Raw genomic sequence first — 13,127 nt, forward strand, 5'->3', positions numbered from 1 at the left:
TGCTCCTATGCGCGTGCCTGTGGGCGGGCAATTGACGCAGAAGCGCGGGGCAGGCCAGTTTGACGCCGATATTTATATTCAAGCCCGGCGCAACCCCAGATGATCCCGAACAGCAGATAGAAATGCCGCCAATGGTCAGTATCGATAACATTGCCGATCAGCACATGCCCCAGATAAGTCGCATAGGCGCAGAGCAGAAAGGGCTGCCACGGCCTGTTACGGAACAGCAGGCGAAAACCGATGCCAAGCGTCATGAATGTCAGCGTGACGAAAGCTGTAAAGCCGATCCAGCCATAATCGAGCGCGGCTTTGAGCCAATTGTTGTGCGTGTCCTCGCCGAACATGGGGCCGAATTCCAGCGGCCCGATACCGAGCGGATGCTGCGTGGAAAGCACCATGCCATACCAGTGGCGGGCAAAACGTCCCATGCGGTCGGCGTCATAGCTCTGTTCGAGTTGCGCGCGTTGCAGGAAGAAATCTCCGATGCCGGGGATTTCAATGAGGATCAGCAACCCGACCACAACAACGGCAACCGCAAGCAATGCAATCAGGATGAGGCGCAAGCGAAAGCGGTTATTGTTGGTTTGCAGGAATAGCGTGAGCAGGATGACCAGACAGGCGAGGGGCACCATGGCCCAGGCTGCGCGCGAGAAAGAGAACAGTACACCGAGTGTCAGGATGGCAGCGGCGGGCACATAGACCAGCATGTCGCGTGCACGTCCGGTGAGAATGCGATAAACGGTCCAGCTCAGCGGCAAAATGAGAAATGGACCGAAAACGTTCGGGTCCTGAAACGCGCCCTTGGCGCGCCCGTAGCGCGTGAAGAGATCAGCACCCGGAAAAAGGTTGAGATAGCCTGCAATGCCGAGAAACGCGGCTATCAGGCCGACAAAAAGATAGGCTTTGAAGATTGTTTGCAGTCGCCGGTAATCCATCTCGATCATTGCGGCGAAGAACACCGAGGTGAAAGCGAGAAACAGGGAAACAGCGATATAGAGCGGCGCATTTTTCAGGTCGGGCATCTGCAAGGTCGAGATGACGCCGCCAAAGTTGAACACAGCGAGAATAGCGAGCAGAACGAGGTTGGTTCGGCTCAAGCGAAGCCCGAACAGCAGCGCAACGGCAATCAAGCCGGCCATATAGACTTCATAAGGCGCAGGCTCACCGAGCACAAAGCCCAGCAGAAAGACCCCGAACCCAACCGCAAAATTGACGATCAGGCGGTTCAGCGCCCGGCGCTGATGCACGGTCACGCCAACGGTGGACGCTGGATTGTGCATCGGCGCGGCTATGGGCGCTGCCTGGCTCAATAGGCATTTTCCGTATTGAGAAGCCGGATGGGCGTCAGGAAGAGGATCTTGAGATCGAACCAGAGCGACCAGTTTTCGATGTAATAGAGGTCGTATTCGGTGCGCATCGTGATCTTCTCTTCATTGTCAATCTCGCCACGCCAGCCATTGATCTGGGCCCAGCCGGTCACACCCGGCTTGACGCGATGGCGTGCGAAATAGCCGTCAACAACTTCGTTATAGAGAAGATTGTTGGAATGCGCCGCCACCGCATGAGGGCGTGGGCCAACCAGCGACAGCGACCCGGCGATAACGTTGAAGAACTGCGGCAACTCGTCGATAGACGTCTTGCGGATGAAGCGACCGACGCGGGTGACACGTGGATCGTTCTTTGTCACTGCGTTGCGTGCCGTCGGGTCGCACTGCTCGGTGTACATCGACCGGAACTTCCAGACATTGATGACTTCATTGTTGAAGCCATGGCGCTTCTGCTTGAAGAAAACCGGCCCCTTGCTGTCGAGCTTGATGGCGATGGCGGTGCCAATCATGATCGGCGACAGAACAATGATCCCGACAATACTGAAGGCAATGTCGAAAATGCGCTTGGCGACGGAATCCCAGTCGTTGATCGGCTTGTCGAAAATATCCAGCATCGGCACCGAGCCGACATAGGAATAGGAGCGTGGACGGAAGCGCAGGTGGTTGTTGAGCGCCGACAGGCGAATATCAACGGGCAGCACCCAGAGCTTCTTGAGGAGTGCCAAAACGCGCGCCTCGGCGCTGATCGGCAGCGAGACGATCAGCAGGTCGATATGCGCGATACGCGCAAACTCGATCAGTTCGTTGATGTTGCCGAGCTTTGGATAGCCGGCAACAACTGGCGGCGAGCGCTTGTCGTCACGGTCGTCGAAAATACCGCAGATGCGGATATCGTTGTCCGGCTGTTGTTCGAGTGAACGGATCAGCGCTTCGGCATTGGGGCCGCCGCCGACGATCACTGCACGGCGTTCCATGGTGCCATTGCGGGCCCAGCGGCGGATTTTCCACGCAATGATCAGGCGGGAAATCAGGATGACGGCAATCGCGCTGACCGCCCAGATGAGGAACCAACCGCGTGAGAAATGGGCAGAAACCTTGAAAAGAAAACCGAGCACTGCAAGCGTGCCAAGCGTTGCCGCCCAGCTGATGATCAGCCGCCGCAGATGGTGGGTGGGGCTTCGGAGAATATTGACCTGATAGCCGTCATTGATTTCCATCAGAGCAACATAGAGCACGCCGCCAGCGATGATGATCAATGGATAGTAAAGCAGATAATTGCTCTGAAGCCCGACATAATAGCCGAGGCTCAATATGCCCATCAGGAAGATGAGGCCGAACTCGACCAGACGCACAACGCCGCTCAGCATGAGCGGCGAAAACGTGTCCCGCCTGTATTGCGCAGCTATGCTCTGCGCCAGGGGGCTGAGTTCCACCGGTTCTTGCGGCTTCGAATCCTGCTTGGCGCTGGCCTCGATGGCCTTGCGTCCAAATGGAGAAAAAGCATCATTGTCCCGCACGATAATGTCCCGCTTATCAGTTTACAGGAGTATGTGTATCGTCAGATTCCTAAGAAATCTCTGAGTACGCAGGTATCGGACCCGCTCAGTACTCACGAATGCGTTTCACGGTAAATCAATTCTATAGAATGCGCCATGGACTGAACTCCAAATCGTTCACGAAGTCGCGAATTATCCGGCATTTGCGCGCTGAAACTGTCTTTTCCGCCCCTCGTTTCCCGGATTTTAGCGACAAGCGCTTCCACTGCCGGTTCAAACAATGCCGGAGACGCGGGGCCGAATATTTCGGGAATGCCACCAACGCGGCTGGCGATGACGGTTTTCCCGGCGGCAAGTGCTTCCAATACAATATAGGGGAAAGCCTCTGCACGGGAAGGGATGACCATCATGCGGCCAAGCGCAAATGCATCGCGCGCCGCCATGCCGGGCAGGAAATGGACGTGGTCTCCGAGGCCAAGTTCGGCTGCAAGCGCTATAAAGACTGGTTTTTCGGAACCGTCTCCGACAATGGTTGCGCTGAGTGACAGGCCATCCTGATCGCGAAGCTCCGCCAAGGCGCGGATCAGAATGTCCGGGCCTTTCAGATCACGCATCGTGCCGACGAACAGAAGGTCGCTGGCGTCGGGCGCATCGGCTACGGGGATGAATTCATCGTCGGCAAGGCCGTTATAGACAACCGCATGGAGGCCATGGGGCCTCCCGACCTTTTCTTCATAGGTTCGTTTCTCAAAATTGGAAACGAACATCACCGCATCGGTCATGGGTGCCAGAAGCCGCTCGACCAGAAAGACAGCGCCGCCGCGGCGCGTCTTCCGGTCAAAATGCAGGCTTCCGCCATGCGGTGAATAGATACGGGCTACGCGAGACTTAAAAACCCGTAGAACAGAGCCGAACAACCGGGCATAGACGCCGCCTTTGGCGCCATGCCCGTGCAAAATGTCCGGCCGCAATTTCTTGACAACGCGGTATGCTTTAAGAGCCGCCGCTGCATCGCCGATACCAATATGGCGCTGCATGGCAATTCTATTCAGGCCAAGCGCAAGCTTTGGCCGCAATTCTTCTAGAAGCGCATCCTCTCTTGGACCGCCTGTTGTTGCATCGCAGACGAGCCCGACAAGGTGACCTTTTTCCGCCTGTGCAGCGACCAGATCGCGGACATGGCGGAACAATCCGCCAGCGGGCTCGCGAAAGCAGTGTACGATACGCAGAGGGGAAACAGTGTCGTCATCAGCCATCAATCGCCATCAGAACAGACGTTCGCGGACATAAATCGTATCGCCAGGCAGGATCGGATCGGAGATCAGAACCCGGCCCGTCAGCACCTTGCCGTTAAACTGGCGGGTGATGTCGGCATTTTCCTGATTGGCGCGCGGGCTGAAACCGCCTGCAGCTGCAATCGCTTTCTGGACGGTCATGCCCGGCACATAGGAATATTGCCCGGCTGCGCCCACTTCGCCCATCACGAAGATTGGACGATAACGGTCGATCTCGACGCTCACATCCGGGTCGCGCAAATAACCGCCGCGCAATTTTGATGCGATCAGCCCTTCAAGCTGCTTTGCAGTCTTGCCGCGCGCTGGAATGCTGCCGACGAGCGGGAAAGCCACATAGCCTGCCTGATCGACACTATAGGTGTTGGTCAGACTTGACTGTTCAAAAACGGTGATGCGCACGCGGTCACCCGCATCCAGCATATAAGGCTGGTTCAGCGCTTCGTGAAAGGCTGGCGGTGCAGGGCGGTAGCTCGTGCAGGCCGACGACAGAGTGATCGCCGCAAGACCGAGCGCCGTGAGCAAAGCACGGCCTGTACGCTTGTTGTGAATTTTCTTCGCCATCATGTCTCGCCTCGGTATCCCCGAAAAGCATCGCCCGCATTTATGGAAACTGATCAACACCGAAGCACGACCAGATGAATTCCTGTCACTGCGTTATCGATTGATTAGGGTTAATGGCTGGTAAAGATGCGTCGAGATGGTCAAAAAACTTTCCGCAAGAGGGGGAAGGGTGCAGCAGCAGAAGTATTGGGAGGTCGTAGGAGCTATAGAAAACGGCCTTGCGGAGGTGTGTGTTAGCGGATGCTTGAATATCGCTGAAATCTCAGCGCTTAACCCTATAGTTACCTTAAGCGTTTACTTTTCGGCCCGAAAATGGGTATGCGACCTGGATGGGAATGACGATTGTCAGTAATCGACGGGCGCCTGCGGAGTAACGAAATGGCGGAAGTCGATTCGTCGTTGAAAGACGCAGACATCGATATAGGCGCGCTTTTTGGAAGCTTGCGTCGTAACTGGCTTTTGATTGTTGGCGGCGCTCTGTTGATGGCGGCGCTGGCATGGGTCATTTGTCTGCTTTTGACGCCGGATTATCGCGCAGAAACCCGCATCATTATCGAAACCCGCGAGTCTGTCTTTACACGGCCCAATGGTGATAATCCCGCCGAGCGTCCGTTGCTGGACCCGGAAGGCGTGAAGAGCCAGATCGAGATTCTGACGTCGAACGATCTCCTGCGCCGGGTTTCAGACAAGCTGAACCTGCCGAACAATGAAGCTTTTACCTCAATCGCAGTAAGGCCTTACAGCCGGGTTCTTATTCTTCTCGGCATGATAGCCGATCCCGAGAAATTGTCTCGGGACGAGCGGGTTCTGCTGCGGCTGCGCAAGCACTTGCAAGTGTACAATATCACCGGCTCACGCGTTATCGCGGTGCAGTACACGTCTGCCAATCCGCAGTTGGCAGCACAAATTGCCAATACGATTGCTGAAGAATATATCGCATTGCAGAGCGCGGCGAAGCTGCAATCCAATGACGATGCCACCAACTGGCTGGCGCCGGAAATCGAAGACCTGCGCAAGCATGTGCGCGATGCCGAAAAGAAAGTCGCGGATTACCGCGCCTCGCGGGGACTGCTGACCGGCCAGACCAACAATACGATTGCCTCGCAGCAGCTTTCTGAAGTTTCGACGGAACTGACCCGCGTTCGCACCGACCGCGCAACGGCAGAGGCGAGGGCGGCAAGTGTTCGCAAGGCGCTGGCGGCTGGTACGCCGGTCGATACGCTGCCGGAGGTGGTGGCTTCCGGCATGATGCAGCGGCTGGCCGAGCGTCGCATCGAGCTGAATGCACAGATTGCCGACCTGTCGACCACTCTTCTCGATGGCCATCCGCGCATCAAGGCGCTGCGCTCGCAGCTCGTTGATCTCGACCGCCAGACCAAGGCGGAAGGCCGCAAGCTTCTCGCCAGCCTTGAAAACGATGTCACCACGGCGAAGCTGCGTGAAGATGAGCTGACCCGCGAACTCAATCGCGTCCAGTCGCAGGCCGCTCAGGCTGGCGATCAGGAAGTTGAGCTGCGTGCGCTTGAGCGCGAAGCGGCGGCACAGCGCCAGCTTCTGGAAACCTATCTGACCCGCTATCGCGAAGCGGCTTCGCGTATCGATCGCAACTATGTGCCTGTCGATGCCCGCATTTTGTCGGGCGATACGCCAGCGCTTCCTTATTTCCCAATGGTTCTGCCAACGGTTGCCGCAACATTTGCGGCGGGCTTGCTGCTGCTCTCGATCTTCGTGCTGCTGCGTGAATTGTTTAGCGGACGTGCATTCGTCACGGCTGACGGCAGACGCGTCGAGGCTGTCGAAGAAATTGAAATGCCGGTGATTACGGCTGCTGCGGAAGCCGCCGCAGTTCCGCCGACAGCATCCGAACAGGGAGAAGGAACAGTTGCTCCACGCCGTTCCTGGACCGTGCCTTTTATAACGCGATCGTCTGGCTCTGACGCACGGACGACACCTGCGCCATCGGCGAAGGAGACGATCATGCCTGCACCGAAGAACCCGAACGGCGTGGAAGCCATTGCCAATCGTCTGCTCGACGGTCGCGACAAGCGTATCGTGGTGGTTTCACCGGAAGGTGATGAAGCATCAGCAACGACTGTGCGTCTGCTGCGCGACCTCGCTGACCGCGGCAAGCGCGCTCTTCTGGTGGATATGACCGCTCAAGGTACAGTGGGCAGTGCAATGCTGGATGGGCACAAGCTGCCCGGCATTACCGAACTTCTGATCGGTGAGAAGCGCTTCAATGAAGTCATTCATAGCGACCGTTTCTCGCAGGCGCATGTTGTGCCGCTGGGTGCGGCAGACCCGGTTGAAGCCATGCGCTCCGTTGATCGCCTGCCGCTTATCCTTGATGCGCTTGAGACTGTTTATGACTTCGTGATTGTGGAATGCGGTCCGTCTTCCGCCGCACAGATTCGCCGCGTGGCCGAAGACGACGCGACGGTCGTGATGAGCATTGTCGATCCGGAGAACAATGATGTAGCGCTTGCCGCACTCGATCTCGATCAGGGCGGCTATGAGGATGTCGTTATTCTCATGGACGATAAAAACCAGCAGTCCCGTGCGTAATTCGATTCAAAAACAGCATCTTGAACCGACAAGCTGAATCAAAATCGCAACTTATCTCCGGGCAAGCTTTGCCCGTATACGCTTGGCGAGCCGCCAGAGTCGGGGATTGCGCTTGATTGTGCTGGCAATAGCGCTGCGAGTGGATTGCAGCGCCACAAAGAGCCTGCCTTTTGCCGACAGCGGCAGAACAGTGTCGAAGATTTCAAGCTCTATATCGCACCAGTCGCGCTTGTAGGGCTCATCGCCCACGCCGAAGCTGTAGGCCGCATAACCGGCATCGCAACAGCGCTTGATATCTTCGAAGAAGAGAAACTCGCCGGGGCTGGCATGCGCCATATCATCATCGGCAATGGCGGCAAATTCGGCTGTCGGTCCGCTATCGGTCAGGTTCTTGCCGACGATGGAGCGGATAATACCGCCCACTTCCAGAAACCGCAGTTCGCATATTGGCGCCGGTGCCGCGAGAGCCTGTCCATAAAGCGCTTTGAAAAATGTCTGCACGGCTTTGTCGGCAAACGGGTCGCTTATGCCCATCTGCCGGAAACGTCCGGCTTTCATGGCAAAGTAAAGATCGAGAATCCGGTCGGATTCGTCCCTTGTCTGCGGCTTTTCAATGCGCCAGCCGCCTGCCTCTTCGTAGCGGCGTTCGTGCTGACGATGCTTTTTCAATCTCCGGCGACGGTTGGTGCGATTCAGCACTGCATCAAAACCGCCATCGAGCGAGACCATCAGCACCGGATTGGGGTTTCGCTTCTGTCCCAGCGCAAAAAGCGGATTGTCGATATCGTCAACGGCTTCAAGCTGTCGCGTCAGTGACAGCGCGTCGATATCCGGTCGTTCCTTGCGAATGGTGGCAACAAGCCGTTCCAGCGCCTTGCGGCTGATTGCGGATGCTTGTGCTCGATTCAACCACGGGAAATTACCATTGGCATGGTTGCCGCCGGGATAGCGCGCGATTTTCATGCCATTCTGGCGGATAACTTCCAGAGGCAGGAGAAAGACGGGGTGATCGGCATCGAAAATTCCGGCGACGAAACAGTCGCTGTTGACGCAACGGTGCCAGCAATAGATCCAGTCAAAGGACTGTGGTGCGCAATGCAAGGCTGGCCCTGTCGCCCAGAGACGCTCGATTTCGGAAAAATCGCTGATGATGCGTTCCGTAAGCGTGGCCGATCCCGCTATTTTGCCCCGCTCAGTCATACTGCAATGCGCCCCTCGGAATAATGTCAGAGCTGCTTTTTACGCGGCGGTTGCGCCATCCACCAGATGATAGCCATGGCAGGCAGAACCCAGAGCAGGCCCGACGCTATGAAATAGATGAGATGCACCCATGCCGGAGAATTGCCGAGATGCGCGACGGCGATGATCGTGGCCAAAATCGCATAGACGATGACCAGCGTTACCAGCAGAAATGTGCCGATCAGTTTCTTCAGCCTTACGGGCATGGTTGCGTCTCTCCTTTTCCCCGCACCATCACTAACTGCTGGACCTTGTCTGTGAAAGGGTAAAAAACGCGGCGGCATGTCGCGTGGGCTTGCCTTGTAACTCACGGGTCGATGCTGCATGTATCCCTCCAGATGTTTTGAAGGATGAATGGCATGACGGCAGCATCGATGGCGCAGCGCGGAGAGCGGAGTTCGAGAACGTCGAAGGACGAACGCGACCGTCGCCTTGTGCGTTACTGGCTCTATGCGGTTTTCGTTGTGCTGATCGCCATCGTGATGGTTGGCGGAGCCACCCGCATGACCGGCTCCGGCCTGTCCATCACCGAATGGAAGCCGATCCATGGTGTCATTCCTCCACTCAACCATGCGGAATGGGTGGAAGAGTTCGATAAATACCGCCAGATCCCGCAATATCAGCAGATCAACAAGGGCATGGCCCTTGAAGAGTTCCAGTATATTTTCTGGTGGGAATGGGCGCATCGCCTGCTGGCCCGCTTCGTCGGTTTCCTCGTGGCCGTGCCGCTGATCTTCTTCTGGGCGACAGGCCGTCTGAAAGGCGGGCTGAAATACCGTATGCTGGGTCTTCTGGCGTTGGGCGGGTTTCAGGGCGCGATTGGCTGGTGGATGGTCGCATCGGGTCTCAGCGAGCTTACCAGCGTCAGCCAATACCGGCTTGCAATCCACCTCACGACGGCCTGCGTGATCATTACGGCCGTCTTCTACATCGCGAGAGGGCTTGTGACCTATACGGAGCGCCCGGCCGAGCGGTCGGTGCAGCGCTTTGCCGGATGGCTCGTCTTTGCCGTTCTGGTGCAGATCTATCTTGGCGGTCTGGTGGCCGGGCTGCATGCCGGTCTGACCTTCAACACCTGGCCTTTGATGGATGGTGCCATCATTCCATCCGATCTGTTCATCCAGTCGCCATGGTGGCGTAATCTGTTCGAAAACCCGAAAACCGTGCAGTTCGTACACCGCATGTTTGCCTATACGGTTCTGGTTCTCACCGTTCTCCACGCCGTGCAGGTCTGGAAAGATGCGCCGGGTACAACCCATGCTCGGCGGACGATTGTGCTGCTCGGCCTCGTGCTGGTGCAGGCTGTCATCGGTATTGGAACGTTGTTGATGAGTGTGCCGCTGCATATGGGCCTGACGCATCAGTTCGTCGCACTGATCGTACTGGCTTTCGCGGTTGCGCATTGGCGCGCAACCAAGGGCGCTTACGCGGGATAGGCCGTCTGGCGCAAATATCTCAGCGCGGTGGCGATCTTCAGCTCCCGCGCTTCGTCGGCATCATTGCCGTCCTCGCGGTGCCACGCGGCTGAAAGACAGCCATAGGCGAAGGCATAATCAAGAATATAGGACGGCGCGCGAGTGATGATCGGCGCGAAATGCTCGGCCATGCGCTTTGCACGATCAAGGTCGAGGCAGAGATCGTCACGATCCAGCGGATTGTAAAAGATATTGGCGGCATCGAAAGCCGCATCACCGACCAGTCCGTGCGGATCGATGGCAAGCCAGCCGCGTGGCCCTTGCAGGATGTTTTCGTGATGAATGTCGCCGTGCAGCGGAATGGGCTGGTGCGGTGTCGCCAGGAGCTGCTTTGCAAGCGTTGTGGCCTCCGCATAAAGCGGCGTTTGGTCAGCGACCGCGAAAAGGCCGGAGAAATGCTTGTCGAGCGGTTGCAGATCTGACGGCACAGGCTCGGGCGAGGGCGTATGCAGCGCGGCCAGAACCTGCCCGAAAATCACCAGACAATCCGCATCGTGTCCGTCTTTGAGGTGTTGATCCAGATGATAGCTGCCCGCATATTCGAGCAGCATCGACGTGCCTTTCAGATCGTAAAGACGGGCCGCGCCGTGTCCATCCTGCCAGCGCAGATAATGTGCGCCGCGCATTTCCTCCAGCCCGGCTGGCTTCAACTGCTTGATAACAAAAACCTCGCCCGGGTGATCGATGCGTTCGACCTTCCAGACGAGGCTTGAATGCGTATCCGCCAGTGGTTCGAACGAACCGATATTCCATTCGTCAGGGAATACCGGTTCAATCGTCATCAGGCTTTGCCGAGCATGAGGTTCATGTTCTGCACTGCCGCACCCGAAGCGCCCTTGCCGAGATTGTCGAGCAGGGCGACCAGATTGACCTGATCGTCGCCTTCGGTGCCAAAGACAAAGAGCTTCATACCATCCTTGCCAGCAAGTTCTTCCGCGTCGACGCGCGGGAGCTTGGCGCTTTCCTCCAGAGGCACGACTTCAACAATGTCCTGACCGGCATAATGCTCGTTCAAGGCAGCATGTATCTTTGCCAGCGACGGCTTGCCTTCAAGCTCGTTCAGGAACAGCGGAACCTGCACGATCATGCCTTGTGGGAAACGTCCGACGCTCGGGCTGAAGATCGGGCGACGGTCAAGGCGTCCATGCAGCTGCAATTCCGGCACGTGCTTGTGATGCAGCGGCAGACCATAAAGGAAGTTGTTGGAGGCCAGATAGTCAGGATTGTTCTTGTCTTCCATCTGGGCAATCAGCTGCTTGCCGCCGCCCGTATAACCGGAAACGGCATTGACGCTAATCGGATAGTCAGACGGCAAAAGGCCAGCGTCACGCAGCGGGCGAATGAGCGCAATCGCGCCGGTCGGATAGCAGCCCGGATTGGCGACAAGGCGGGCCTCGGCAATGCGCTCGCGCTGGCCGTTGGCCAGTTCGGCAAAGCCGTAGGCCCATTCGGGATGCACGCGGAACGCGGTCGACGTATCGATGATCCGGGTCGAATTATGGTCCCGAAGCAGGGAAACGGCTTCCTTCGATGCATCATCAGGCAGGCACAGAATGGCAATGTCGGCAGAGCGCAGATAGTCGGCGCGCAAATCCTTGTTGCGCCGCTCGGCTTCCGGGATTGAAATCACGTCAAGATCGTCGCGCTCGGCCAGACGGCTGCGGATTTGCAGGCCGGTGGTGCCGTGTTCGCCATCGATGAAGATTTTCGGTTTCATGCTTTTGCCTTTTGATTTCATAAAGTTACGACAAATTCCGGAATCGGTTTTTCAACCGCTTGAATCAATTTCTCAACCGCGCAGAAGCGGCACCGTCATCGTCGTTCTTTCTTCTCTGCCAGCAGACCCAGATAATACATTGCGATAGTGGCTCCAGCGATAGCCGTAATATCGGCATGATCATAGGCGGGTGCAACCTCGACCACATCTGCGCCGACAAAGTCAAGCGGTGTGAGCTTGCGCAGGATCGACAGCATTTTAGCGGACGAAGGGCCGCCTGCTACCGGCGTGCCCGTGCCGGGTGCAAAGGCCGGATCCAGACAATCGATATCGAAGGTCAGATAGGACTTCTTGCCAGCAGTGCGTTTCAATATGGCATCGGCGATCTCTGCCGCCGTCATATCTTCAACTTCGTGGCCGTAAATGATCTTGATGCCGCAATCGTCCGGCGCATGGGTGCGAATGCCGACCTGGATGGAGTGGTCCGGGTCGATGATGCCGTCACGCACGGCCCGTGCAACGAAGGAACCATGGTCGATCCGCTTGCCGTCATCGAACCAGGTGTCCTGATGCGCATCGAACTGCACCAGCGCCAGCGGGCCGTATTTCGCGACATGGGCTTTCAGAAGCGGCCATGTCACGAAATGATCGCCGCCAAGCGTTAGCAAAAACGCGTCGGATTTGAGGATTTTCGCCGCTTCGCGCTCAATTGTGGCAGGGGTCTTGTAATGATTGCCATAGTCGAGCAGGCAGTCGCCATAGTCGATGACCGCAAGATTCTCGAACAGGTCGCGCTGGAACGGATATTGCGGGTCGTTGTCGAAAATGGCCGATGCACGCCGGATGGCCTGCGGACCGAAACGTGCGCCGGGTCGGTTGGATACCGCAGCGTCGAACGGAATGCCCCAAACGACCGCTTCCGCGCCCTTGAGCGACTTGGTGTAGACGCGCCGCATGAAAGACAGCACGCCAGCATGGGTCGGGTCGGTCGCAGCGCTTGTCAGGCTGCGCGCGGTAAATGCGTGATCAATGGTCTTGGATGGCATGGCCGTTTCCCGATGAAGCTCAGACTTCTATAACCGGACAGTTGAGAAGTTGGGAAGAGGTTTTAGTCTCGGTCGAAACCGTAGGTGCGTTCGATACGACCAATGCGGACGCGATAGGTTTCATACCATTGCTGACGACCAAGCTTCTGCGCCACGAGATGATCCACTTCGCGCTCCCATGCCCGAATACTGTCTTCATCCGCCCAGAACGAGTTTGTGATGCCAAAGCCTTCCGCATCACGGGCGCTTTCCACACCCAGATAGCCGGGTTGTTGCGCGGCGAGTTCGGCCATACGCACAGCCATCTCGCCGTAGCTCGCGTCGTCACCAGTACGCTGCGAGGCAAAGGTCACGACGTAATAAGGCGGCTCTGGTGTAATGGCAAAGCGGTCGGATGACATCGCG

12 protein-coding genes are annotated in these 13,127 nt (G+C 57.2%); 2 read left to right on the forward strand and 10 right to left on the reverse strand.

Annotation, left to right across the window (positions count from 1 at the left end):
* Nucleotides 1-5: 5 nt before the first annotated feature.
* From QBD01_RS05680 to QBD01_RS05695, 4 genes are all read right to left on the reverse strand, one after another.
* Nucleotides 6-1,280, reverse strand: coding sequence for an O-antigen ligase family protein (locus QBD01_RS05680; protein ID WP_280992118.1), 1,275 nt, complete (start codon nucleotides 1,278-1,280; stop codon nucleotides 6-8).
* 26 nt (nucleotides 1,281-1,306) lie between these two features.
* Entirely contained in the window at nucleotides 1,307-2,845 is a 1,539-nt protein-coding gene (locus QBD01_RS05685) for an undecaprenyl-phosphate glucose phosphotransferase (protein WP_182520246.1), read from the reverse strand.
* A 92-nt stretch (nucleotides 2,846-2,937) separates the two neighbouring features.
* A complete protein-coding gene (locus QBD01_RS05690) occupies nucleotides 2,938-4,080 on the reverse strand; it encodes a glycosyltransferase family 4 protein (protein ID WP_280991937.1) in 1,143 nt (380 codons plus the stop codon).
* A gap of 9 nt (nucleotides 4,081-4,089) precedes the next feature.
* Nucleotides 4,090-4,680, reverse strand: coding sequence for a polysaccharide biosynthesis/export family protein (locus QBD01_RS05695; RefSeq protein ID WP_392391323.1), 591 nt, complete (start codon nucleotides 4,678-4,680; stop codon nucleotides 4,090-4,092).
* A gap of 378 nt (nucleotides 4,681-5,058) precedes the next feature.
* Between QBD01_RS05695 and QBD01_RS05700 the strand changes: the two genes are divergently transcribed.
* Complete coding sequence (locus tag QBD01_RS05700) at nucleotides 5,059-7,245, forward strand: exopolysaccharide transport family protein (protein WP_280991939.1); 2,187 nt, start codon at nucleotides 5,059-5,061, stop codon at nucleotides 7,243-7,245.
* 51 nt (nucleotides 7,246-7,296) lie between these two features.
* Here QBD01_RS05700 and QBD01_RS05705 read toward each other — a convergent pair whose 3' ends face one another.
* Together QBD01_RS05705 and QBD01_RS05710 are read right to left on the reverse strand one after the other, a co-directional pair.
* Complete coding sequence (locus QBD01_RS05705) at nucleotides 7,297-8,445, reverse strand: GNAT family N-acetyltransferase (protein WP_280991940.1); 1,149 nt, start codon at nucleotides 8,443-8,445, stop codon at nucleotides 7,297-7,299.
* Between the two features lie 26 nt (nucleotides 8,446-8,471).
* Entirely contained in the window at nucleotides 8,472-8,690 is a 219-nt protein-coding gene (locus tag QBD01_RS05710) for a DUF2842 domain-containing protein (protein WP_280991941.1), read from the reverse strand.
* Between the two features lie 153 nt (nucleotides 8,691-8,843).
* Here QBD01_RS05710 and QBD01_RS05715 point away from each other — a divergent pair, with 153 nt between their 5' ends.
* The gene (locus tag QBD01_RS05715) at nucleotides 8,844-9,920 is read left to right on the forward strand and encodes a COX15/CtaA family protein (protein WP_280991942.1); all 1,077 of its coding nucleotides are present in this window, start codon (nucleotides 8,844-8,846) and stop codon (nucleotides 9,918-9,920) included.
* On the opposite strand, the gene QBD01_RS05720 is transcribed toward QBD01_RS05715, so the two are convergent.
* The 4 genes from QBD01_RS05720 to QBD01_RS05735 form a co-directional block, all read right to left on the reverse strand.
* Entirely contained in the window at nucleotides 9,908-10,741 is an 834-nt protein-coding gene (locus QBD01_RS05720) for an aminoglycoside phosphotransferase family protein (protein ID WP_280991943.1), read from the reverse strand. The genes QBD01_RS05715 and QBD01_RS05720 overlap by 13 nt on opposite strands.
* A complete protein-coding gene (argC, locus tag QBD01_RS05725; RefSeq protein ID WP_280991944.1) occupies nucleotides 10,741-11,676 on the reverse strand; it encodes an N-acetyl-gamma-glutamyl-phosphate reductase in 936 nt (311 codons plus the stop codon). The genes QBD01_RS05720 and argC overlap by 1 nt, the downstream gene beginning before the upstream one ends.
* Nucleotides 11,677-11,771: 95 nt before the next feature.
* Complete coding sequence (speB, locus tag QBD01_RS05730) at nucleotides 11,772-12,722, reverse strand: agmatinase (protein ID WP_280991945.1); 951 nt, start codon at nucleotides 12,720-12,722, stop codon at nucleotides 11,772-11,774.
* 62 nt (nucleotides 12,723-12,784) lie between these two features.
* Complete coding sequence (locus QBD01_RS05735) at nucleotides 12,785-13,123, reverse strand: antibiotic biosynthesis monooxygenase (protein WP_280991946.1); 339 nt, start codon at nucleotides 13,121-13,123, stop codon at nucleotides 12,785-12,787.
* Nucleotides 13,124-13,127: the final 4 nt, after the last annotated feature.

Origin of the sequence: Ochrobactrum sp. 19YEA23, assembly GCF_029909865.1 — a bacterium.
GTDB classification, from domain to species: Bacteria; Pseudomonadota; Alphaproteobacteria; order Rhizobiales; family Rhizobiaceae; genus Brucella; species Brucella gambitense.